General features: G+C 40.4%; 22 protein-coding genes and 1 pseudogene. 16 read left to right on the forward strand and 7 right to left on the reverse strand.

What is annotated here, in order from left to right:
• Positions 1-3 precede the first annotated feature (3 nt).
• Both CTY47_RS07020 and rpiA read left to right on the forward strand, forming a co-directional pair.
• Complete coding sequence (locus CTY47_RS07020; protein WP_099464146.1) at positions 4-873, forward strand: nucleoside phosphorylase; 870 nt, start codon at positions 4-6, stop codon at positions 871-873.
• A 12-nt stretch (positions 874-885) separates the two neighbouring features.
• Positions 886-1,590, forward strand: a complete 705-nt coding sequence (gene rpiA / locus CTY47_RS07025) for a ribose 5-phosphate isomerase A (RefSeq protein ID WP_099464147.1) — start codon at positions 886-888, stop codon at positions 1,588-1,590.
• 6 nt (positions 1,591-1,596) lie between these two features.
• Here rpiA and CTY47_RS07030 read toward each other — a convergent pair whose 3' ends face one another.
• Together CTY47_RS07030 and CTY47_RS07035 are read right to left on the reverse strand one after the other, a co-directional pair.
• Positions 1,597-2,346 (reverse strand): nitroreductase family protein, encoded by a 750-nt coding sequence (locus tag CTY47_RS07030; protein ID WP_099464148.1) that lies wholly within the window; start codon positions 2,344-2,346, stop codon positions 1,597-1,599.
• Between the two features lie 19 nt (positions 2,347-2,365).
• Positions 2,366-3,550, reverse strand: a complete 1,185-nt coding sequence (locus tag CTY47_RS07035) for an AAA family ATPase (protein ID WP_099464149.1) — start codon at positions 3,548-3,550, stop codon at positions 2,366-2,368.
• A gap of 116 nt (positions 3,551-3,666) precedes the next feature.
• Here CTY47_RS07035 and queC point away from each other — a divergent pair, with 116 nt between their 5' ends.
• From queC to CTY47_RS07050, 3 genes are all read left to right on the forward strand, one after another.
• The gene (gene queC / locus CTY47_RS07040; protein ID WP_099464150.1) at positions 3,667-4,329 is read left to right on the forward strand and encodes a 7-cyano-7-deazaguanine synthase QueC; all 663 of its coding nucleotides are present in this window, start codon (positions 3,667-3,669) and stop codon (positions 4,327-4,329) included.
• Between the two features lies 1 nt (position 4,330).
• Positions 4,331-4,798, forward strand: coding sequence for a preQ(1) synthase (gene queF, locus CTY47_RS07045; protein WP_099464151.1), 468 nt, complete (start codon positions 4,331-4,333; stop codon positions 4,796-4,798).
• 89 nt (positions 4,799-4,887) lie between these two features.
• On the forward strand, positions 4,888-5,670 hold the full coding sequence (locus tag CTY47_RS07050) for a 3-keto-disaccharide hydrolase (RefSeq protein WP_099464152.1): 783 nt from the start codon (positions 4,888-4,890) through the stop codon (positions 5,668-5,670).
• Positions 5,671-5,831: 161 nt separating this feature from the next.
• On the opposite strand, the gene CTY47_RS07055 is transcribed toward CTY47_RS07050, so the two are convergent.
• The gene (locus tag CTY47_RS07055; protein ID WP_099464153.1) at positions 5,832-7,610 is read right to left on the reverse strand and encodes a DNA polymerase III subunit gamma/tau; all 1,779 of its coding nucleotides are present in this window, start codon (positions 7,608-7,610) and stop codon (positions 5,832-5,834) included.
• Positions 7,611-7,681: 71 nt separating this feature from the next.
• On the opposite strand from CTY47_RS07055, the gene CTY47_RS07060 reads away from it, so the two are divergent.
• Entirely contained in the window at positions 7,682-7,987 is a 306-nt protein-coding gene (locus CTY47_RS07060; protein WP_099464154.1) for an FtsB family cell division protein, read from the forward strand.
• The gene (locus CTY47_RS07065) at positions 7,987-8,319 is read left to right on the forward strand and encodes a hypothetical protein (RefSeq protein ID WP_099464155.1); all 333 of its coding nucleotides are present in this window, start codon (positions 7,987-7,989) and stop codon (positions 8,317-8,319) included. Before CTY47_RS07060 ends, CTY47_RS07065 begins: the two co-directional genes overlap by 1 nt.
• A gap of 110 nt (positions 8,320-8,429) precedes the next feature.
• Here the strand turns inward: CTY47_RS07065 and CTY47_RS07070 are convergent, their stop codons facing one another.
• Positions 8,430-9,608, reverse strand: coding sequence for an MFS transporter (locus CTY47_RS07070; protein ID WP_099464156.1), 1,179 nt, complete (start codon positions 9,606-9,608; stop codon positions 8,430-8,432).
• Positions 9,609-9,713: 105 nt separating this feature from the next.
• A complete protein-coding gene (locus CTY47_RS07075) occupies positions 9,714-11,594 on the reverse strand; it encodes an ABC-F family ATP-binding cassette domain-containing protein (RefSeq protein WP_099464157.1) in 1,881 nt (626 codons plus the stop codon).
• Between the two features lie 129 nt (positions 11,595-11,723).
• On the opposite strand from CTY47_RS07075, the gene nhaD reads away from it, so the two are divergent.
• The 6 genes and pseudogenes from nhaD (at position 11,724) to CTY47_RS07105 (ending at position 16,532) form a co-directional block, all read left to right on the forward strand.
• The gene (gene nhaD, locus CTY47_RS07080) at positions 11,724-13,154 is read left to right on the forward strand and encodes a sodium:proton antiporter NhaD (protein WP_099464158.1); all 1,431 of its coding nucleotides are present in this window, start codon (positions 11,724-11,726) and stop codon (positions 13,152-13,154) included.
• A gap of 11 nt (positions 13,155-13,165) precedes the next feature.
• Positions 13,166-14,011, forward strand: a complete 846-nt coding sequence (locus CTY47_RS07085) for an ATPase (RefSeq protein WP_099464159.1) — start codon at positions 13,166-13,168, stop codon at positions 14,009-14,011.
• Positions 14,012-14,017: 6 nt separating this feature from the next.
• Complete coding sequence (gene murQ, locus CTY47_RS07090; protein ID WP_099464160.1) at positions 14,018-14,848, forward strand: N-acetylmuramic acid 6-phosphate etherase; 831 nt, start codon at positions 14,018-14,020, stop codon at positions 14,846-14,848.
• A gap of 1 nt (position 14,849) precedes the next feature.
• A pseudogene (locus CTY47_RS07095) lies at positions 14,850-15,248 on the forward strand (MgtC/SapB family protein); the annotation flags it as partial.
• A 65-nt stretch (positions 15,249-15,313) separates the two neighbouring features.
• A complete protein-coding gene (locus CTY47_RS07100; RefSeq protein ID WP_099464162.1) occupies positions 15,314-15,958 on the forward strand; it encodes a hypothetical protein in 645 nt (214 codons plus the stop codon).
• Positions 15,942-16,532, forward strand: coding sequence for a uracil-DNA glycosylase family protein (locus tag CTY47_RS07105; protein ID WP_099464163.1), 591 nt, complete (start codon positions 15,942-15,944; stop codon positions 16,530-16,532). Before CTY47_RS07100 ends, CTY47_RS07105 begins: the two co-directional genes overlap by 17 nt.
• Positions 16,533-16,594: 62 nt before the next feature.
• On the opposite strand, the gene CTY47_RS07110 is transcribed toward CTY47_RS07105, so the two are convergent.
• Positions 16,595-18,097 (reverse strand): glutamine synthetase family protein, encoded by a 1,503-nt coding sequence (locus CTY47_RS07110; RefSeq protein WP_099464164.1) that lies wholly within the window; start codon positions 18,095-18,097, stop codon positions 16,595-16,597.
• Positions 18,098-18,147: 50 nt separating this feature from the next.
• On the reverse strand, positions 18,148-19,107 hold the full coding sequence (locus CTY47_RS07115) for a glycerophosphodiester phosphodiesterase family protein (RefSeq protein ID WP_099464831.1): 960 nt from the start codon (positions 19,105-19,107) through the stop codon (positions 18,148-18,150).
• A gap of 331 nt (positions 19,108-19,438) precedes the next feature.
• On the opposite strand from CTY47_RS07115, the gene CTY47_RS07120 reads away from it, so the two are divergent.
• From CTY47_RS07120 to CTY47_RS07130, 3 genes are all read left to right on the forward strand, one after another.
• Entirely contained in the window at positions 19,439-20,041 is a 603-nt protein-coding gene (locus CTY47_RS07120; protein ID WP_143813353.1) for a hypothetical protein, read from the forward strand.
• A complete protein-coding gene (locus CTY47_RS07125) occupies positions 20,038-21,537 on the forward strand; it encodes a glycosyltransferase family 2 protein (protein ID WP_099464166.1) in 1,500 nt (499 codons plus the stop codon). Before CTY47_RS07120 ends, CTY47_RS07125 begins: the two co-directional genes overlap by 4 nt.
• Positions 21,538-21,751: 214 nt before the next feature.
• Positions 21,752-22,003, forward strand: a complete 252-nt coding sequence (locus tag CTY47_RS07130) for a TIGR04149 family rSAM-modified RiPP (RefSeq protein ID WP_099464167.1) — start codon at positions 21,752-21,754, stop codon at positions 22,001-22,003.
• The last annotated feature ends 42 nt before the right edge of the window (positions 22,004-22,045 follow it).

Consider the following 22,045-nt stretch of genomic DNA (forward strand, 5'->3'; position numbering starts at 1 on the left):
AAGATGCAAACAATTCCCGAATCAGAATTAATAATCAATGCAGATGGAAGTGCCTTCCATCTGCATCTGAAACCTGAACAGCTAGCCGACCGCATTGTGCTTGTTGGAGACCCGTCACGCGTTACAACGGTTGCCTCTTACTTTGACAATCAGGAGTGTGAAGTCTCGAGCCGGGAATTTCATACAATTACCGGAACCTACAAAGGGAAACGGATTACAGTAGTATCTCATGGCATTGGAACCGATAATATAGACATCGTACTAAACGAGTTGGATGCACTTGCTAATATAGATTTTGCAACACGTACAGTAAAACCTGAATTCCGCCAACTAACACTGGTTCGTATAGGAACGTCGGGAGGATTACAACCTTTTACTCCGGTAGGCACTTATGTTGCGGCCGAGAAATCGATCGGTTTTGACGGTGTGCTTTATTTCTATGCCAATTCTGAGAAAATACGTGACATTGCTTATGAGAAGGAATTAATAAATCAGCTGGATTGGAAACTAACGGGTCTGACACCTTATGTTGTTTCTGCCGACCATTCTTTGATTGAACAAATTACCCGCAATGACATCATCCGTGGCGTAACAATTGCGGCAAATGGTTTTTATGGTCCTCAGGGACGTAAGCTCCGTCTGCCACTCGCCGATCCGGATTTAAACTCAAAAATTGAAACATTCAATTACAACGGTAGCCATATTACGAATTTCGAAATGGAAAGTTCCTCGCTTGCCGGACTTTCCGCATTAATGGGACATAGGGCTATGACTGTTTGTTGCATCATAGCCGGACGTGTCAACCAGAACATGAATACAGAATACAAAGGCTCCATTCTCAACCTGATAGAAACAGTGCTGGACAGGATTTAAGTTTTTACGGATATGCAGTGGAAAAACAGTATTTTAGAAACCCTGGAATGGGGAAATAACATCAGTAATAAAGAAAAGAAACTGAAAATCGCGGATAAGATTGCATCAATGGTCGCCAATAATAGTATTATTGGTGTTGGTTCCGGTTCTACAGCTTATCTTGCTTTACAGAGTATCGCCAAACGTGTCAAGCAGGAACATCTGAATATTCTGGCAATTCCAACATCACTGGAAATCAGCATGGCATGTGCGCAACTAAATATTCCCCAAACTACATTATCTGCACACAAACCAGACTGGACTTTCGACGGGGCCGATGAAGTAGACCCAGACTACAACCTCATAAAAGGCCGTGGCGGAGCCATGTTTCGTGAAAAGCTATTGATTAGTGCAAGTCAGACCACCTATATCATTGCCGATTCCACCAAAATAGTTGCTAAACTCGGATCTCGTTTTCCTGTTCCCGTTGAAATATATCCCGAAGCATTGAGTTACGTAGAACAAGCTCTTAAACAATTACCGGTAAAAGAAATCAACCTGAGAATGGCTCAAAAGAAAGATGGCCCGGTAATTACAGAAAATGGCAATTTAATTCTGGATGTATGGTTTGATGAAATACCGGGATATATAGAATCCGCTATCAAAGCCATTACGGGGGTCATTGAAAGCGGACTCTTTATGCACTATGACGTACAAGTAATAACAGGAGAAGAATAGATCACATTAATCTTTAATAAATCCCTGATCCTTCAGTACCTTCATCAAAACTTCCGAGAAGTATTCATTATTCTTCTTTGTATAACGAATATCAGTAAAAACTTGCGCTAAGGTTTCCTTATTGTTTATCGTTACATATTGTTTGTTCACTTCCAGATTTTCCTTCTCTTTATAAAAAGCATCAATAGAAGCCGGTGTATAATCGACATACGCTTCCTGATGGACAACAGCCGACAGGGGCAAACGTTCCACTTGCTCAGGTAACGGTTCTGCGGGGTAACCAACTGTTACCGTAACAATTGGCACAACTAAATGAGGAAGAGACAAAGCTTCAATAATTTTATCCGCATTATATGCGGTTGTACCTAAATAACAAATACCTAAACCTTTCTCCTCTGCAGCATCACAAAAACTCTGGGCAAACAACATAGCATCTATTGTAGAAGCTATAAACGTTTGCATATTATCGAAACCGGGCTCCGCTTTCCTCTGCTCCGCCCATTTCACAAAACGATTTGCATCGGCACAAAAGGTTAACACCACAGGAGCTCCCGTTATCATTGGCTGATTAAAATGCAGCGGCGACAGTTTTTCTTTATTTGCTTTATCTCGGGTTACAACAACGCTGTATAATTGCATATTCCCCGTATTGGATGCACGCGCAGCAACCTCAAGCAGTTCATTCAATAAGGTATCCGGTATATCTTGTGCTGTATATTTACGGATACTTCTTCTATTCTTCATGCTATCTGACATAACACTCTTATTTTTTTAATTAATACAAAAAACCTAATACCCAAACAGGCATACGATTCGTGATACATTTAGGCAAACCATATACTGCAGCAAAACTATTTTCTTTATTTTTTATAGGTTCATAATCACGTAGCGGATCACCAACCATAAAAGTATATTTGTTATTTATAAGGAAATCATCATTCTCTATCATTTCCAAAGTGGCGACATTTGATAATTGGTCTACAAAAAATGTCTCCCCCATATTACGGCGATTATCTTTATTTCCGTAAAGAGCAGCCAGCAGATTCGTATTTCCCATATAAATTTTCTGATTCAAAGGTGTTATCCTTGCCATATATTTAGGCATATAAATAAAACCGCAATCATTCAGATACCCCATATAATCGTCTATTTGCGGACGAAGCAAACCAACATCCTTCAACATTTCTGCAGGGCGTATACGTGCCGGCACTTTCTCGACAACAGACATTAGTAAACGCTTAACTTTGGCTATACCCGCCGGATAAAGTGTTCTAAGAACTGGCAAGTCTACATCTAAGGTTTCACGAACCGTATCAGCTAACCGGTAATAAAAAGCATCAGGGTCCTGCCAATAAAAAGGATAACAACCATGTTCAAGATAGTTGCGAAAAACGGGGACAACGTTAAACTGAGCATTAATCTTCTTCACGAACTCAGCATAATTTTTTAATAAATCGTCTAATGGAACAGGAGGTATATCCAATATACTTTCGTATGAAAGAAATTCCCGGAACGACATCGTATGCATTTGATAACATGCAACACCTCGTTTTAATTCTTTCTTAACAACAGGCACAGACTGCAGGATTGAAGCTGTTACAATTATATGGATAGAAGGATTTTCATCAAATAAAATGCTTACTTCTTTTATCCATTCCGAATAACAATGAACATTATCCAGGAACAAATGTGTGCCACCCGCCTTACAAAAATCCTTAACCGTATCCAACAAGGTATTACGCTGAAACCACAGATTATCCAAGCTCAGATACAGGGCAGTGTCCGAGTTATCAAAAGTAGATTTTATATGTTGTAATAACAATGTAGTCTTACCAACACCTTGTTGGCCAAATATGGCAATCAAACGATTGTTCCAATCAATCTGTTTATGCAGATAACGAAGGAAAGTGCAATTAACCCCCTTTATTAACTCATGATGGTTCAAATGGAGCATGTTCATACGCAGACCTTTTTTTGCAAAGATAGCAATTGTTGAAAATAATCATGTAAATTTGCAGTGCAAGAAATGTCTTCTTGCCGTGTGCTTGCCTAACCACGTATTAAAAACAAGAAAAAATGAAACAACAAGAAGCCGCCTTAGTATGCTTCTCCGGTGGACAAGATTCCACGACCTGCCTTTTCTGGGCAAAGAAGCACTTTCCAAGAGTAGAAGCCGTATGTTTTACCTACGGACAAAAACATTCTTTAGAAATTGAAGTTGCCCGTAAAATTGCATCCGAAGCAAGTATACCATTCCATTTACTGGATGTGTCATTAATCAGCCAATTAGCACCAAACTCACTAACCGACACGTCCATTCCGATGGATCAGGATAAACCGTCAGACAGTTATCCCAATACATTTGTGCCGGGAAGAAACATGGTATTCCTCACATTCGCTGCAATTATGGCAAGAAGTAAAGGAATATTTAACCTCGTAACCGGAGTTTCCGAAGCAGACTTCAGTGGATATCCGGATTGTAGAGATACATTTATCAGATCACTTAATGTTACATTAAACCTGGCAATGGATGAGCAGTTTGTTATTCATACACCTTTAATGAAGCGGGACAAAAGTGACGTATGGGAGCTATCGGATAAACTTGGCGTATTTAATCTGGTCCGTACACAAACACTCACTTGCTATAATGGCATTTTGGCAGACGGGTGTGGACATTGTCCGGCTTGCAAATTACGTAAAGAAGGTTTGAATAAATACTTACAAAGAAAAAAGCAATAATATGGATACAAGACAAAATGAAAACGAATTGCATTTATTGGGCAGTTCAACACAATACAAACAAGATTATGCCCCCGAAGTCCTGGAAGCATTTACAAACAAACATCAGGATAACGACTACTGGGTGCAATTCAATTGCCCTGAATTTACAAGTTTATGTCCCATCACCGGTCAGCCGGACTTTGCTACTATTCATATAGATTATATTCCGGACATAAAAATGATAGAAAGCAAAAGCCTTAAACTCTACCTGTTCAGTTTTCGTAATCATGGGGCATTCCATGAAGATTGTGTAAATATCATCATGAAAGATCTGATACGGTTAATGGAACCGAAATACATAGAAATTACCGGTATCTTTACTCCTCGTGGCGGCATAAGTATCTATCCATATTGTAACTACGGACGTCCGGGAACAAAGTATGAAGAATTAGCAGAAAAACGTCTCTTTAACCATAGAATCCAGTAAATTCTGTTTGGATAAAGTTTCATTCTACTAAAAAAACTGTAAGTTTGTGAGACAATTATTATCTGTAAACCTAAGTAATATTCTAGACCATGAATAAAAAAAACATGACTGTCAAAACCGTACTTTTCACTTTAGCATGTACGGCTACTATTGGAGTGAACGCACAAAAGCAGTATCCTCAACCTGAAAAGATGACTCCCGGAATGTCCGAATACTGGACACCGCAGCCCAAAATTGTTACACCAGGCGACATTTGCACTAATTCTGCACCGTCTGATGCTATCGTATTATTTGACGGCAAAGACCTCTCTGCATGGGAAGATTCAAAAGGAGGCCCCGCACAATGGACTGTACATAACGGAATATTTACAGTAAACAAACCTGCCGGCGATATACTGACCAAGCAAAAGTTTGAGAACTTTCAGTTACATATCGAATGGTGTATTCCGGAAAATATTACCGGAAACAGTCAAGCTCGTGGTAATAGCGGAATCTTCCTGCAAGACATGTACGAAATACAAGTACTGGATTGTTACAACAATGAAACTTATGTAAACGGCCAGACAGGTAGTGTCTATAAACAAACGCCTCCACTAGCCAATGCTATGCGTAAACCGGGAGAATGGAATGTGTACGACATCATTTACACTGCCCCTGTTTTTAAGGAAGATGGTACATATCGTATCCCTCCTCACGTAACAGTTATACAAAACGGTATTGTCCTTCAGAATAACACAACAATATTAGGAACAACCGAATATATCGGATTCCCCAAGGTGATTAAACATGGAGCAGGCCCTATCAGGCTGCAAAGCCATGGCGATCCAAGCGAACCCATCAGTTTCCGCAACATTTGGCTAAGAGAATTATAATATAAACAAGAAAGGGCTTTTAAAAGCCCTTTCTTGTTTATATTTCCCTACTTTTGAATAAGCAGGTTTTCACTAATAGCGACGCAACCTGGATAGCAGTCACAGGTATATTCCTACATCCATTCCAGGCAGTCAAGTAAAACCGGAGAGAGTTGTTTACTTTAATCCAATCTCAGATCAAATTCTTCTTTCAACTTCGATAAAGCCGGATTTATACTTAACAGATGTTCAAACTTTTCTACTGATGTATATGCCAAATGCTTTTCATTTGTTTCAATAATCCGGACACGCATCTGGATACGTGAATTCTTTAATTGTAAACGAAGAAATGACAAAATATCGATAGCTCCGTTTATCAACTCCTCCTGTTGTCCCGGATTATGCACTGCCACCTCAAAATAATAGTTTTCCTGTAATACAGGTTTACAGTTTATCATTGTGTTCTTAAGATAAACTTTCTTATCTATTGTATCGGCAAAAGCATCCCAATTACGAATCAATTCCTCTTCTGAAAACGGATTTGCCAGTTCTTTTGAAGTATTAGATATTTGTTGGTCTATCTGTTCTTTTGGTTTCTCCACTCCTATTTCTTTTAATGAAGTTCCCACAGGAGGGCGCATAATAGATTTATTGCGGGGTGTCGCCGGAGGTGGAGTTTGAGAAGGAGTCGAAATAGTAGGAGGCATTTTTGTTGTCACGACCTGTTGTTGTATAGGAGCAACAGACGGAGCAGAAGATGTTGCTGTTACAGGCGGAGTAACTACAGAAGCCTGTACCTGTGCTACCGGTGTTGTATTTGAAGGTATCGGTTCAATCAGTCCTTTTTTTTTACTGTCTTCCTGCACCGGATTACTTAACTGGCATAACTGGATCAATGTCAATTCAAGCAGCAGACGCTTATTCCGGCTGGCACGATAATTCAAATCACACGTATTAGCCAGTTCTATTGCTTTAAACAATAATGCATCCGGGCACCGTTTTGCCATTTCTTTATACCGCTCCCTGATAGAAGCGCCTACTTCGAATAAGACCAGAGTAGATTCATCTTTGCACACCAACAGATCACGGAAATGCCCGGCCAGGCCTGTAATAATATTTTGTCCGTCAAAACCTTTATTCAGTATTTCATTAAGCAACAACATGGAAGCCCTTACATTACCGGAAAGAAAGGCATCCGTCAAACGGAAATAATATTCATAATCCAGCACATTCAGGTTATCAATTACAGCCTGATAAGTAATATTTCCATTCGTAAAACTAACCACCTGGTCAAATATAGACAATGCATCGCGCATTCCTCCATCTGCTTTTTGCGCAATCACATTCAAAGCTTCCGGCTCCGCATTCACTCCTTCAGATGAAGCTACATATTCTAAATGCTCCACCATGTCGCGAATGGATATACGCGAAAAATCATATATCTGGCAACGCGACAATATGGTAGGGAGTACCTTATGCTTTTCTGTCGTAGCCAATATAAACAGTGCATGGTGGGGAGGTTCTTCCAATGTCTTCAGAAAAGCATTGAAAGCTGCCGAACTCAACATATGCACCTCATCAATAATAAAGACTTTATACTTTCCTATCGGAGGCGGAATACGTACCTGGTCTATCAAAGCACGAATATCGTCTACCGAGTTGTTGGATGCAGCATCCAGCTCATGGATATTATAAGAACGTTGTTCAAGAAATGCCTTGCATGATTCACATTCGTTGCAGGCTTCACCTTCAGGTGTCGGATTCATGCAGTTTATGGTTTTTGCAAAAATACGGGCACATGAAGTCTTCCCTACCCCGCGGGGGCCGCAAAATAAATAAGCATGCGCAAGTTTGTTACTTTGTATTGCATTTCTTAATGTAGTGGTAAGAGATTTCTGCCCGACTACACTCCGGAATGTAGAAGGACGATATTTTCTTGCCGATACAATATAGTTATCCATCGTCTGCTTTTTTATTGATAAGACAAAGATAAACAAAATAATTAATTTACCTTTGCAAAAACTATGATTCCATGTCACGCATAAAAGAGTTTTATAATAAATATCTATCGTGGATAAACATCTATTGGCTGGTTTCCATTGTATTTCTGGCGCTTACTTTCACAACCGGAGACAGTAGCCTTTATCAGCGTTATACATACGATGAAAAAATCCGTAGTTTAGAGAAGGAAATAAAACACTATCAGCAAGAGATTGAAACAAACACAAAAAAACTGAATGATCTTCATACGGATAAAGAAGGTTTGGAACGGTTTGCCCGCGAAGAATATTACATGAAGAAATCAAATGAAGATGTTTATATTATAAAAGATAAATAATGAATCAACAAGTAAGAACTATTCTTTTTAATATAGCCGGTCTTCTTATACTGATTGGCGCTGTATCGCACTTCTTCCACTGGATAGCAGCACCTTATCTTTTTGCTCTTGGCGCAGCCGGTTATGCTGTCAGCTATCTGACTATCCAGACAAAAGAAATGGACTTCAGGAATCGTCGTTTACACCGCTTCAATATCATTGCTGGACTACTAATGATTTTCGCTTCGGGATTAATGTTCAAAGGAGGTAATGAATGGGTTATTTGCCTGACTATTGCAGCCATTCTACAAATGTACACGGCTTTTGTTGCTTCTAAACAGGAGAAAAAGTAAACAGGAATAATTCCAGATATCATCCGTTTTCCCATTTCATTTTATCGGTGTCGGAAAAAAGTTTCATCCCGATAAAAATAAAGTTTCACCAGGGGAAAAAACAAAGTACCTTACAGCTTATTCCTCTCATAGGAATCCCGTACCCAACAAAGATAGACCAATAAAGAGGCCACACAACATCCTGCCCCACTAAGATAAGCAACCGACAAATTGGTATACGAAGCAATAAAACCGGCTGAAAGCATCCCTATACCCACTCCTAAATCCAAAGAAGTAAGAAATGTAGAAGTAGCCGTTCCCCGCATGTGATGAGGTGCCACATTAACAAAAAGGCATTGGAAAGCCGGTACGCTAATACCAAACCCCATACCGATAGTTAATGCTAAACTAAAAAAGAGAATCTCATTATGAACCAAGGCAAATAACATAAACGATATGACTAAACTAACCAATGAGCAAACAGAGACCGTGTGAATCTTTCCATGATCCACCAAACGCCCCGAAACAAGGCGTGAAGTACCAACCCCGACAGCCATAAAGATAAAGAAGTACCCGGGATCGGATATTCCTGTTTCTTTTCCATATAAGACCACAAAGGAAAGAATCATCCCGTAAGGAATAGCGACAAACATATACGAAAAAGCTGCCGGCAAAGCTTTTAACAAGATAAACCGGTCTAAAGAAAAAGAAGGACGGGCCGCCTTTTCACGTTTCGGATAACGAATCAGACTGACTGAAAATACACCAATAAAAGCAATCATTAACCCCGCTACAACCAAAGAATCAAACCCTTTCCATCCATACAAAGGAAGAGCAGCCAATGGAGCAAGCGACATACCCAGGTTTACAGCCAATCCGTAAAATCCCATTCCTTCTCCCCTACGCTGCGAAGGGATAACATCTATTGCAATTGTATTACCCGATACAGAAGTCAACCCCATAAATCCTCCTTGCAGGAAACGGACAGCTATAATGCCAGCCATCGTAACTGCTACCAGATATCCGGCAAACAAGCCTGCAAAAACAATAAAACTAAAAAGATAAAGTGGTTTCCGCGAAAAGCAATCCACCAGATAACCTGAAAAAGGGCGGACGCACATTAAGCCAATGGTATAGCTAGCCATCACCAAGCCAACTTCCGATGCTTCAATTCCCAGTTCACCCACCAGATAAACCGGCAACGTGGGCACCAACATATAAAATGCAAAGTTCATCAAAAAGTAAGAAAGGCAGCATTGTACGAAATTCCTGTTCCACAAAGCAGGATTCTGTTTATCCTTTGTATCCATCACCAACTAATTATCAAACAGGGAGCAAATGTAAGAAAACAAAAGGCCAACTCAAATGAATAAAAGGGTTCTTTATTCGCAATCAATAGGAAGTGCGCTTTCTATTTATGCAAATTCGCTTAGTTCCAACCAACGCATTGTCTTTTCATCAATTTCATCTATTACTTTGGCAATGCGATCCGCTTTTGCCATCAGTTCGTCATTTGATAATGAACCACTACTCATAGCCACTTCTAGTTCTACCTTTTCCGTTTCAAGGGCAGGTATCTCAACTTCAAGCGCTTCGTATTCTTTGCGTTCTTTAAATGTGAGCTTTTTCTTCGCTTCGTCGGGTGAACGGTTAGGCTTTCCCTGAACAGGACTTAACTTGGCCTGACGAGCTGCTGCTTCTTCCTTCTCCTGCAGATCAATCGCTTCTTTCCATTCCCGGTATTGTGTATAATTACCAGGGAAATCTTTTATATCAGCATTACCACGGAATACTAACAGATGGTCTACCACTTTATCCATAAAATATCGGTCGTGTGAAACAACAATCACGCAACCTTTGAAATTGGAAAGATATTCTTCCAACACATTCAAAGTAATAATATCAAGGTCGTTGGTTGGCTCATCCAGCACAAGAAAGTTCGGATTCCGCATCAGTATCGTACAAAGATATAAACGGCGTTTCTCGCCTCCACTCAACTTATAGACGTAGTTATGCTGTTTTTCGGGAGCAAAAAGGAAATAATTCAAGAACTGGGAAACTCCCATTTTACGGCCGTCACCCAAGTCAACATATTCAGCAATATCCTGTACTACGTCAATTACTTTCATTTGCTCGTCAAACTGCAAACCATCCTGACTATAATAACCGAAACGCACAGTTTCGCCAATATCGAAACGGCCACTATCCGGTTCAACTTCACCCATCAGCATTTTAATAAAAGTAGACTTCCCGGTTCCGTTATTCCCTACAATACCCATCTTTTCATATCTGGCAAAAACGTAATTGAAATCTTCCGTAATTTTCAGATCACCAAAACTTTTACTTACATGTTCTGCCTCAAATATTTTCGAACCTATATACGAAGCCTTCACATCCAGGTTAACATTACCGGCTTCATGCTGCTGTTTTGCTTTCTTTTCCAGTTCATAAAAAGCATCAATACGATATTTGGCTTTCGTTCCGCGCGCTTGCGGCTGACGGCGCATCCAGTCCAATTCTTTACGAAGCAAGTTGCTTGCACGGTCTACTTCGGCATTCAATGCCTCCATCCGCTCCTGGCGTTTTTCCAGATAATAGCTATAGTTCCCCTTATATTGGTAGATTTGTTTCCTGTCTATCTCGATAATTTCACTACATACACGATCCAGAAAATAACGGTCGTGAGTCACCATCAATATACTGATATTGGCACGGCTCAGATATCCTTCCAGCCATTCGGTCATCTCCAGGTCAAGGTGGTTGGTAGGTTCATCCAGAATAATCAATTCAGGATCGGTAATCAGTACGTTGGCAAGTGCCACACGTTTCAACTGGCCTCCGGAAAGCTCACTTATCTTCTGGTCAAAATTGTAAATCTTGAGTTGCCCTAAAATCTGCTTAGCCTTCTGCTCATAATCCCACGCCTTCATGTTATCCATCCGGAGAAGGATATCTTCCAGATTAGAATGGTCATCATTAGCCATAGCCTGTTCATATTCGGCTATCAGGCGAACGGTTTCATTTGAAGAATAGAAACAAGCCTGCAAAACAGTCAGTTCGGAAGGATAAGCAGGAGATTGCTCCAGATACCCAACTCTCAAATCATTACGAAAAACAACGGAGCCGCTATCATAATCCTCTTTCCCGGCAATAATATTCAACAAGGTTGTTTTTCCGGATCCATTCTTCGCAATAAGACCAATCTTCTGGCCTTGTGTAATACCAAACGTTATATCTTCAAACAAAACCAAGTCTCCAAAACTCTTAGTCAGCCCGTTTATATTTAATTGTGACATCTAATCTACCTTTTTCTTTTGGGACAAAAGTAATAAAAACAGAACCATTTACATACACAGAGTGTTAATTGATTTAGAAATTTCATACTTTTGCATCGTTAAAAAATACACGTTTAATACATATACATTATGTTAACATACATGATCATCGTCTTTCTGGTCGGATATGTGTTGATTGCCCTGGAGCATCCGCTAAAGATTAACAAAGCAGGAACGGCTTTACTTGTCGGAACCATTTTATGGGTATTATATACATACGGGGCACCTTCTTTCATACCCAATGCATCTGTCGAAGAATTCAAACAATTTTTACAAAATAACCCATCTTATTCATTATTCTCTTTTAAAGAACAATGTATTCATTTTGTCGTAGAGCATCAGGTTCTGGATAGCATCGGAGAAATAGCCGAAACACTTATCTTCCTAATTGGTGCAATGATTACGGTTGAACTCATTGACGTACACGGTGGATTTATGTTTATCACCAACCGTATTATCACAACAAAGAAACGCAAGCTTTTATTCATGGTGGCGATTATTACATTTTTCATGTCTGCCGTTTTGGATAACCTGACTACTTCCATCGTTATGATTATGCTGATACGCAAATTAATCGGGGATTATAAAGACAGATGGGTATTCGGGAGTATTATCATTATCGCTGCCAATAGCGGAGGAGCTTGGTCTCCGATCGGAGATGTAACAACAATCATGTTATGGGTAAGAGGAAATATTTCCACAGCTTCCACTATTCCGCATCTGATTTTGCCTAGTATAGTATCTGCTCTGGTTCCGGTCTTGTTAGTTATGAAATACCTTCACGGAAATGTAACACTCCCGAATGTTTTCGATAACAACCCGAATGAAGAGGTACTAAAGTTCTTAAAAACAAAAGAAAAACTATCCATTCTTATATTAGGCGTATTTTGCCTGCTTTTTGTCCCGATATTCAAGACATTGACACATCTGCCTCCTTTCATGGGCATCCTTATGGGAGTAGGGATTTTATGGTTCTATACCGAAATAATGTACAGGAATAACCGGATCGAAGAAGACTTAAAGCTGCGTCTTTCCAAAGTTGTCCACCGTATAGACGGCTCAACATTACTATTCTTCCTCGGTATTTTATTAGCTGTAGACGCATTACGCTGTAGCGGCGCACTTACCGGCTTTGCCCTCTGGCTGGACAAAACTGTTGGTAATGTGTATGCTGTCAATTTAATTATCGGTACATTATCGGCTGTTATCGACAATGTTCCTTTGGTTGCCGGAGCAATGGGTATGTATCCCATAGCGAATGAAACAATGATTGCAGCAGCTGCCGATCCCGTATATATGTCTCATTTCGTGCAAGACGGCGTATTCTGGCAATTCCTGGCATACTGTGCCGGTGTAGGAGGAAGTATGTTGATTATAGGTTCGGCTGCAGGAGTTGTCGTTATGGGATTGGAACGTATCAACTTTTTATGGTATCTGAAACGTATTTCATTTATAGCCTTGCTTGGCTATCTGGCCGGAGCTGCCGTATATATCATCCAGAGAGTCGTTTTTAACTTTTAAATATCACGTTTATGATTCTAATAGCCGATAGTGGTTCCACAAAAACAGAATGGTGCGTTGCGGACAATATAAAAGGGATTTCCGTCCAAACAGTTTTAACAGCGGGAACAAATCCATACTTCCAATCTCCTGAAGAAATTGCAGGAGAAATAAAAGATACACTTTGCCCGGCTATTGCAAACTACAAAATAGATGCTATTTATTTCTACGGGGCAGGATGTGCTTTTCCTGAGAAAAGCAAGATCATAGCAGATGCTTTACTTCGTTACATACCTGCACCTATAGAAGTTTACAGCGATTTGATGGCTGCAGCTCGCTCTCTATGCAAAACCCAGCCGGGAATAGCCTGTATTTTAGGTACAGGTTCTAATTCTTGCCTGTTTGACGGAGAAGAAATAGTAGAACATGTTTCCCCGTTAGGTTTTATTCTGGGAGACGAAGGCAGCGGAGCTGTTTTAGGGAAGACTCTTATAGGCGACTGCCTGAAACATCAATTACCGGAATATTTAGTCGACAAATTCATGAAACAATATGAACTGACTCCGGCCATAATTTTAGATAGGGTATATAAACAGCCTTTCCCAAATCGTTTCCTGGCAACACTTTCCCGGTTTCTGCTCGAAAATATAACCGAACAACCCATTTACAACATCGTATATTCCGGTTTCCGCAATTTCTTTATCCGCAATGTAATGCAATATGACGGATTCGACAAATATCCTATACATTTCACAGGATCTATTGCATTCTATTACAAAGAAATTCTGAAAGAAGCCGCATTATCATTAAATTTGCAGACAGGAAATATAGAAAAGGCTCCAATGCCCGGACTGATTTCTTATCACTCACATATATAAACTAACATGGCATTCCAAAAAATCACAGAATCCGATTCTTTATATAATGATCTGGATAAAATGTCTGTCCGGGAAATACTGGAAGACATTAACAAGGAAGATCAAAAAGTAGCAATCGCAGTAAATAAAGAAATTCCGCAAATAGAGAAACTGGTCGCGGCTATTGTGGAACGAATGAAAAAAGGCGGACGGATTTTCTATTTGGGAGCAGGCACCAGCGGCCGGCTCGGAGTATTGGATGCATCCGAAATTCCACCCACTTACGGGATGCCAAACACTTTAGTTATCGGACTAATTGCCGGAGGAGACACAGCACTACGCAACCCTGTCGAGGCAGCAGAAGACGATTTGGAAAAAGGCTGGAAAGAATTGGAAGCCTATCATATCAACCAAAATGATACTGTAATAGGTATAGCAGCTTCGGGTACAACACCTTATGTTATCGGGGCTCTGCGCAACGCACGGGAACGCGGCATCCTGACAGCTTCGGTCTCATGTAATCCGGACTCGCCTATGGCCAATGAAGCAGACATTGCTATCGAGCCGATAGTCGGGCCTGAATTTGTCACCGGAAGTACACGGATGAAAAGCGGAACAGCACAAAAAATGGTACTTAACATGATTACCACCTCCACCATGATAAAGTTGGGAAGGGTAAAAGGAAACCGAATGGTAAACATGCAGCTCACCAACCAAAAGTTGGTAGACCGCGGAACCCGCATGATCATGGAAGAACTAAGCCTGGATTATGAACAGGCAAAACACCTTCTTCTTTTACATGGTTCAGTAAAAGAGGCTATAGATTCTTTTCACAGAGAATGGCGCTTAAACCAATAATAAACAATTTGTACGTAGCCTGACTGCAGCTGCCGGTATATGGGCTACGGCCGGTATCGGGCTAGCCATAGGTTCCGGTATGTACGCTATAGGCGTAGCCGCAACTATTCTTACACTAATCGGACTGGAATTATTAAGTTACATTTTTAAAAGCATCGGACTACGCAGTTCGCTGATTGTCTTTTCTACAAACCAAAAAGATATTATTAAAAAGATAGCCCGCCTTTTAAATGACCGCGGACATATTATTTCATCCTATGAGATGAAGCATCTCAACCATACAGATACCGATTCTTACATTGTCACTATGGTAATAAAAGCTAAAAAGAACACAGAAGAAAGCCATTTACTTACCCTTATGGAAGAATTTCCGGAAGTTACTGTCGAGAGAATTGAATAGTTTATCGGTAGACAAGGCAAGTTTTATTACATTTGTCCCCGTAAATATCAATATAATAAACAGTGATGAATATAATCTCTAAATTATTCAGGAAGAATAGCGACGTAGCAGAAGAAACCGGCAAAGGTTCAGTTGAAGAATTTGTATCTCTTATCCGTGTATATTATCAAGCCGTAATGGCTGTCAACCTCGGTATTACCAATTTGAACATCTTGCCCGACATGGCATTGTTCAAACGTATGCTGAAGATACCGACCCAAAACAACAAACTGGGAGTTGCAGAAAAATCACGTGTCCGCAAAGTATTAATGCAAGATTACGGGCTGGAAGAGTCTTTCTTCAAAGAAATAGATGCCTCCGTAAAAAAGAATTGTAAAACCCAGAACGATATCAAAACATACTTTTTCATATTCCAGGGTTTCAACAACGACCTCTTTACCTTGCTTGGCAATCTGATGCAATGGAAATTCCGTTTTTCCATGCTGGTAAAGAAGCTATTAAAGAATATGACACAAAAAACGATTCACGACATTCTTACCAAGTCTGAATGGAAAGACGTCAGCGTACAGAAAACAGCATGGAGCATCCGTAAATATGCAGAAACACTAGGCTATTCGGAACAATGGATTTCCAACTTTGTGTATAACGTCGTTTTATTAGCTAAAGAAGACAATAAACGGGAGCTTAAAAAGAATGGACGCGGACAATAAACCAATAGAACAACACCCACTTGGTTTCTTTTTGCCGGCGAATACACATTTACTTATGCTAGGCAGTTTTCCTCCTCCGAAAGCAAGGTGGTCGATGAATTTCTACTACCCGAACATACAAAATGATATGTGGCGTATCCTCGGATTACTATTCCATGCGGATAAAGACTATTTTCTGGCAACAAGAAAAACGTTCAGTGAAGAAAAAGCAAAGAATTTCTGCCTGAAAAATGGAGTCGGTATCGGCGATACGGCTATGGAAGTAATCCGTCAGAAAGACAATGCATCCGACAAGTTTCTGGAAGTGGTAAAGCCGCTCAATCCTGAAGAAATACTCAATCGTATTCCCGAATGCAAAGCCATTGTTGTGACAGGCCAGAAAGCGATGGAAACACTATTATCCGTATTGCCGGAAATGGAGGAGCCAAAAGTCGGTACATACACGGAGTTTGAATTATCCGGCCGCACGCTTCGTTTGTATCGTATGCCCTCTTCTTCACGCGCTTATCCTAAACCATTGGAAGAAAAAGCAGAAGTCTACCGGAAGATGTTTACCGAACTGGGAATGTTGTAAAAAGAAGGTGTGCCCCAAAAGCTATTACGGAACGCAGATGGCACACCGCCTTTTTATTTACCTTATCCGCAATGAAAATAAGCCTTAACCAGTTCTTTCATTCCTTCGGGATTATTCTGTAAATCCGCACGCAAAGTTGCATCATTATATGACTTCAGTTTTTTTATTATACCATCAACCATAGCCGGGCAGAATACATTGTATTTCTCAAAAATGGCACGCTGCTGTTGCAGGCGGTCGGCAGAAGCCGCACAACTATCGGGTAGCTGCTCCAATAATTCCAGCCGGGCAGCATTCTCGGCCTGGTGAATATTTACATTAACATACGTCTTCTCTGCTATCTCCAAAGCATTTTCCATTTCAAATCCATGACGGCAAGCAACAGCCAACCCTGCAAGCAATTGATATAAATCGGCCGACCCATCCGGCGAACGCATTTCCACAGTCTGCTTTTGAGTTGTATCATAATGGCTCTCCTCTTCCAAAGGGTTAGCCAACATGCACATATCCGTTTTTGCCGACCATCCCAACGGTACACGAACAAGAACGGAACGGTTCCGGTCTCCCCAACAAATATTAGTAGGGGCTTCCTGGTGGGGAACCAAACGGAAGTAAGAAGTAGGATTTGTATTGCCGAAAGCAGTAATAGACGGAGCCAATACCATCATACCGGCAATCGCTTTGCGTGCCGTTTCAGAAAGGACGCCATTTGCCAACATCTGATTCTTCCCTTCTTTCATCATACGCATGTGAATATGCAAACCCGACCCTGCTTTTCCAACAGTTATCTTCGGTGCAAAAGTGATGTTGTAACTATATTCATTTGCCAGATTACGAATAACCCATTTTGCTATCATCAGTTGGTCGGCTGCATCGCTGGCACGTGTGGGAAGAAACTCTATTTCATTTTGCTCATACACCATACCGTCCAATGTAAAGTTCCCGACTTCCGAATGTCCGTATTTAATCTGTCCTCCGGCTTGCGCAATATATTTCATGCACTCGGTACGAAACTGATTGAACTTGGCATACGGGCCCGACTCATGATAACCACACTGGTCTGTGGCCGGGAAAAGTTCGTCGTCCGGCGCAATTACATAATATTCCAGTTCTCCCATTGCCTGAAACTCCATACCCGTCACATCGGTAAAAGCCTTACAAGCTTTATGCAACGTATATTCGGGTGCACTTTCCAACGGAGCGCCGTCCTTATTAAAGAAAGAGCATAACATTGTAAGAGTAGGCGAAGCCGAGAAAGGATCAAGAAACGCCGTACGGAAACGGGGTACGACATACAAGTCGCTGCTTCCGGCCTCAATAAAAGAAAACAGGCTGGAGCCATCGACACGTTCGCCACATGTCAATATCGCGTCCAGGTAAGCAAGATTGTTAATAACAAAATTCAAGGTTTTCAAACGCCCGTCACCTGCCGGATACATAAAGTTCACCATGTGTATATCATTTTCCTTGACATACCGGATCATATCGGCTTTTGTAAATTCCGAAGCGGGTTTCTGCAGGAACTCCACTAATGTGTTAGAGTTCATTTCTAATTCATTGTTCATGTTTTGTCAATTGTTTTTTACAGTATTTAAGATATAAGATAATATGCCTTTTATTCGGTGTCTTGTAAGCCAAAGAATTTTTCCTTGCTGCTGTCTCCCGAGATAAATGAAGAAATAGCATTCGAAACCTCGATAGGACGATCCGACTCTATAATATCCACACCTTGCCGGATTATCTGGCGATAAGCTTCCGCCCGGTCATCTTCCGTCGGCAATTTATCATCCGTAGGAGCTGCCGAAACCATACACATAACTCCACGCTCATGAAGCATATCCATCACTTCGCGATTTTCCGGCGTTACCTGCGGACCAATGTATGCCATAATATGATTCCAAGGAATCCCGTTTGCTTCATAGTCTTGCAACGCCTCCTTGGTTTTAACAAAGGCTTCAAACATAAAGTCCGGGTTTTTCTCGTAGTAAAAACGGGCATCAGCACCATTATGGACCGTTATCATAACGTAAGATTCGGCCTCCATATCGGTTATAAGTTGTGCCGTACGTTCCATCGGAACATCTTTCTTATCCAGTATCAGCACAGTCTTACCTTTAGCCCAACGGATGGCATCTTCCAGTTTAGGTATCCTACAATCCGTCAAATTGCCATCCGGGTCTTTTAAACGCAACTTCTGCAGCTCCTCCCAAGTATAGTCTGAAACTTTTCCGGTTCCATTGCTGGTCCTTCCCAATGTATCATCATGGAATAAAACAATCACACTGTCCTTTGTCAAACGGGGATCTATTTCAAAAGTGGCAGGGGTATAACTCAGTGTATTAGCAAAAGTTTCAAGGCTATTCTCAGGAAAACCTTTTACCCTGCCGCCACGGTGTCCGCTAATCAACGGAATACGATCTTCCGTATATTGGTAAAATGATATTAAATCATTCACATTGGCTATTTCAATTGTATTCAAGCCATTATATTCCACATCATTTTTCGGAGTATTCAGCACACAGGAAGAACACACCAGTGCAAAAGCACATATTATGACAGTAATTTCCGGTTTCATAACTAACTTGCTTTTATTCATTCGCCTTACAACAGACCAAAGATATGATTTTTATCAAATAAAAATTTCATCGGGATCATTTTTTGAAATCATCGGGATCATTTTATAAAAAGATCCCGATGATTTTCAGCAACGAAAACATGGTCATTTCATAAACATTCAAACAAGGGCAGCAATCTCTCAAAGTTTCTTTTTTAATGCCATTTTAATTAANACGAATGCCCTGCTAACTATCGTTTCGGATGAATATCGATGTTTAAAGAACGCATTGCCTTCTTTTGTCATTGTCGCACCTAGCTCTTACAAGCTTTCCATCTATAGGAGAGCGCATTTGGTGGTAGCCTCAGGTATTGATGCAGTGCGTGCGATGGCACTTTGTAAACCTTGTGTTATTTTAGGAGATTACGGTCTGGGAGGAATGGTGACGCCTGCTAACTATGACCACTTACAATCCGTATCTTTTAGAGGACGGAAAGGTGCATGTTTCAGAGAGATGGTTCCTTTGGATTTACTGGAAGTGGAAATCAGGAAATACTTTACATCTGATTCCCTGAAATCTGTTTTTGAGGTTCAAAAAAAGATATTTGCGGATTATGGTAAAATTATTATTGATAAAAAAATATTGGAAGAAACAGAGCGGATAATCAGTTTGTCTGCATCGATAAACAAACGCAGCGAAAGGTATTCGTTAAAGCCCCGCTTATCCTCTTTGTTTGCTTTGGAAGAATCGGACGGAAGACAAAATCTGATGCGTGGGTTCGGGTGTTTTGGCGAGATAGATATAGAAATGGTCAGCCTGCTGAAACAGTGTGACGGAACTCTGTCTGTACTGGAGTTAGCCGAACGAAACGGATATAATAAAGAGGAAACCGGAATACTTTGGTCTAATCTGTATGAGTTGTGGAAAGAGAAACTAATACTTTTTTCACCATGAAACAGTTGCCGGACTTTGATTTAAGCATCGTAATACCACTTTGTGGCCGATTAGATGAATTTAAACGGGTATTCTCGTCTGAATCGAACTACTATGAACGAAACGGTATTGAAGTGGTGCTGGTGATCAATGAGCCGAACGAACAGCAAGAGACACTGGATTATATCCGTACTTATCCATTTATCAATTGGATAGTAATGATTAATACACAAGATCACCCGCAACACAATCCGGCAACTGATTTTAATGCCGGCATCCGACAGGCAACGAAACAATACGTTTTGATTATGTATCCGGTATTGGAATTTTGCACGGACGTAATCTATGAGTTACGCGAAAAGCAGGATTCTTACCCGGAACATTATGCTGCCGGTCAAACCCGGTATATGGATAAGTTGATTCCCTATGGTAGCGTCATGGCTAAAAAAGAATATTTTGAAAAGGTAGGCGGATATGATGAACGTTATACCGAATGGAGAGACGCCGATGACAATTTGCGTAGACGTTTGGAGTTAGCTGGCATCCATCAACTGTTTTTCCCGGAAACTATATCGATTCAGAAAGAAGGTTTCTATCAGGAAACAGTCATACAGAATGAATTATTATCGGAGATACTTTTGCCTGTAGAGATAAATGTGAATAAATCTGATTGGGGAACCAATTATACGGTAGAATATGACTGGGAAGAACATCCATACGCCAAACAGCAATGTCGGGATTATCTTTCGACCTTAAAGCAATTTGATATATTGTCAGATGATATATTCGAAAAGTCATATCCTTTGATAGCTTTAATTCCTACTTACAACGAATCCGAACGCATAACTGATTGTTTGCGTAGTGTAGAGAAATATTGTGACGGCATCATTTTGCTGGACGATGAAAGTACGGACGATACCTACCGGATAGCCCAATCGGATAAACTATTAATCAAAGCGAAAAAAGCGCGTACCGAGTTTAATGACAAACAGAATCGTAATATCCTGTTGGACATAGCCTCGTTCTTTAAATCGGAATGGTTTATCTTCATAGATGCAGACGAACAGTTTGATGACCGGTTTGTGGATTTAAGGGAAGTGATGAAAAGAGACGATGTAGATACGGTAGGGGTTTGGATTGCAAATTTATGGGATAGCATGGAGACGTACCGGACAAATATGTTAGATTCTCATCCATTATCTCAAAATGGTTTATGGTTTAGATGGCGGATGTTCAGGAATAAGGGACGGATGCAGATTAATGCAAAACGACACTTACATTTTAAATCAGTTCCATATTCTGGTAATATGCATTTTAGCAAAACATTACTTCTGCATTTGGGATATCTTGATCTAACAGATAGAAACAGAAAGTATGAGTTTTATATAAAAGAAGATAAGCAAGAGCTGTTTTTTTATTATGATATTCTCTTGAAATCTATAAAAACCAAAAGAATTAATGATATTGAATTAAATTTCCTTGTCATTGGAAATGTATTTGATATCAGGTCTATATAATCTTAGTTTTCAAATATTATGAAGAAGTCAATTTATGTTTCACCATTTATCCCTTCTGGTGACATTTGGACACTAGGGAAAAATAAAATTAGCACGTAAGGTATTTATTGATTTTTTGCATCAATAAGTACCGACTATACTAAAAGCTCATGTGGCTTTATTGGCAAAAAGTAGTTATTTGTTCTAATCGTATAACTCTAAATAATTCTAATAGATGAAACTAAAGAAGTTAAAATTGAATGAAGTGGCAAGAGCTGAGTTGAATGAACGAAGTATGTGCCGTATTCTAGGAGGAGGAACTCCCGGTTGTTGTCAATGTAGTTGTGCGTACGAAGGCCAAGGTGGTTCTACCACAAGTGCGAATAGTGGTGCTAATAATGCCGGTGGATATACATCGGACGGCTCTAATCCTTGCTGTGGGCCTAAGCCACATTCGTCTTGTGGAGTTAACGGCTTCTGCTCTTGATAAACTGTGTACATAGGTATCTTGTAAGGAAAACTTGTGTGA

The organism is Parabacteroides provencensis (assembly GCF_900232875.1).
GTDB lineage: Bacteria > Bacteroidota > Bacteroidia > Bacteroidales > Tannerellaceae > Parabacteroides > Parabacteroides chinchillae.

Bases quoted from the DNA above. Each gene is read 5' to 3' on its own strand.
- queC (WP_099464150.1), top strand. From the start codon at position 3,667: ATGAAACAACAAGAAGCCGCCTTAGTATGCTTCTCCGGTGGACAAGAT.
- rpiA (WP_099464147.1), top strand. From the start codon at position 886: ATGCAGTGGAAAAACAGTATTTTAGAAACCCTGGAATGGGGAAATAAC.
- CTY47_RS07075 (WP_099464157.1), bottom strand. From the start codon at position 11,594: ATGTCACAATTAAATATAAACGGGCTGACTAAGAGTTTTGGAGACTTG.
- murQ (WP_099464160.1), top strand. From the start codon at position 14,018: ATGGCATTCCAAAAAATCACAGAATCCGATTCTTTATATAATGATCTG.
- CTY47_RS07065 (WP_099464155.1), top strand. From the start codon at position 7,987: ATGAATCAACAAGTAAGAACTATTCTTTTTAATATAGCCGGTCTTCTT.
- CTY47_RS07115 (WP_099464831.1), bottom strand. From the start codon at position 19,107: ATGAAACCGGAAATTACTGTCATAATATGTGCTTTTGCACTGGTGTGT.
- CTY47_RS07020 (WP_099464146.1), top strand. From the start codon at position 4: ATGCAAACAATTCCCGAATCAGAATTAATAATCAATGCAGATGGAAGT.
- CTY47_RS07030 (WP_099464148.1), bottom strand. From the start codon at position 2,346: ATGTCAGATAGCATGAAGAATAGAAGAAGTATCCGTAAATATACAGCA.
- CTY47_RS07105 (WP_099464163.1), top strand. From the start codon at position 15,942: ATGGACGCGGACAATAAACCAATAGAACAACACCCACTTGGTTTCTTT.
- CTY47_RS07085 (WP_099464159.1), top strand. From the start codon at position 13,166: ATGATTCTAATAGCCGATAGTGGTTCCACAAAAACAGAATGGTGCGTT.
- CTY47_RS07050 (WP_099464152.1), top strand. From the start codon at position 4,888: ATGAATAAAAAAAACATGACTGTCAAAACCGTACTTTTCACTTTAGCA.
- CTY47_RS07055 (WP_099464153.1), bottom strand. From the start codon at position 7,610: ATGGATAACTATATTGTATCGGCAAGAAAATATCGTCCTTCTACATTC.
- CTY47_RS07060 (WP_099464154.1), top strand. From the start codon at position 7,682: ATGTCACGCATAAAAGAGTTTTATAATAAATATCTATCGTGGATAAAC.
- CTY47_RS07130 (WP_099464167.1), top strand. From the start codon at position 21,752: ATGAAACTAAAGAAGTTAAAATTGAATGAAGTGGCAAGAGCTGAGTTG.
- CTY47_RS07125 (WP_099464166.1), top strand. From the start codon at position 20,038: ATGAAACAGTTGCCGGACTTTGATTTAAGCATCGTAATACCACTTTGT.
- CTY47_RS07070 (WP_099464156.1), bottom strand. From the start codon at position 9,608: ATGGATACAAAGGATAAACAGAATCCTGCTTTGTGGAACAGGAATTTC.
- queF (WP_099464151.1), top strand. From the start codon at position 4,331: ATGGATACAAGACAAAATGAAAACGAATTGCATTTATTGGGCAGTTCA.
- CTY47_RS07110 (WP_099464164.1), bottom strand. From the start codon at position 18,097: ATGAACAATGAATTAGAAATGAACTCTAACACATTAGTGGAGTTCCTG.
- CTY47_RS07035 (WP_099464149.1), bottom strand. From the start codon at position 3,550: ATGAACATGCTCCATTTGAACCATCATGAGTTAATAAAGGGGGTTAAT.
- nhaD (WP_099464158.1), top strand. From the start codon at position 11,724: ATGTTAACATACATGATCATCGTCTTTCTGGTCGGATATGTGTTGATT.
- CTY47_RS07100 (WP_099464162.1), top strand. From the start codon at position 15,314: ATGAATATAATCTCTAAATTATTCAGGAAGAATAGCGACGTAGCAGAA.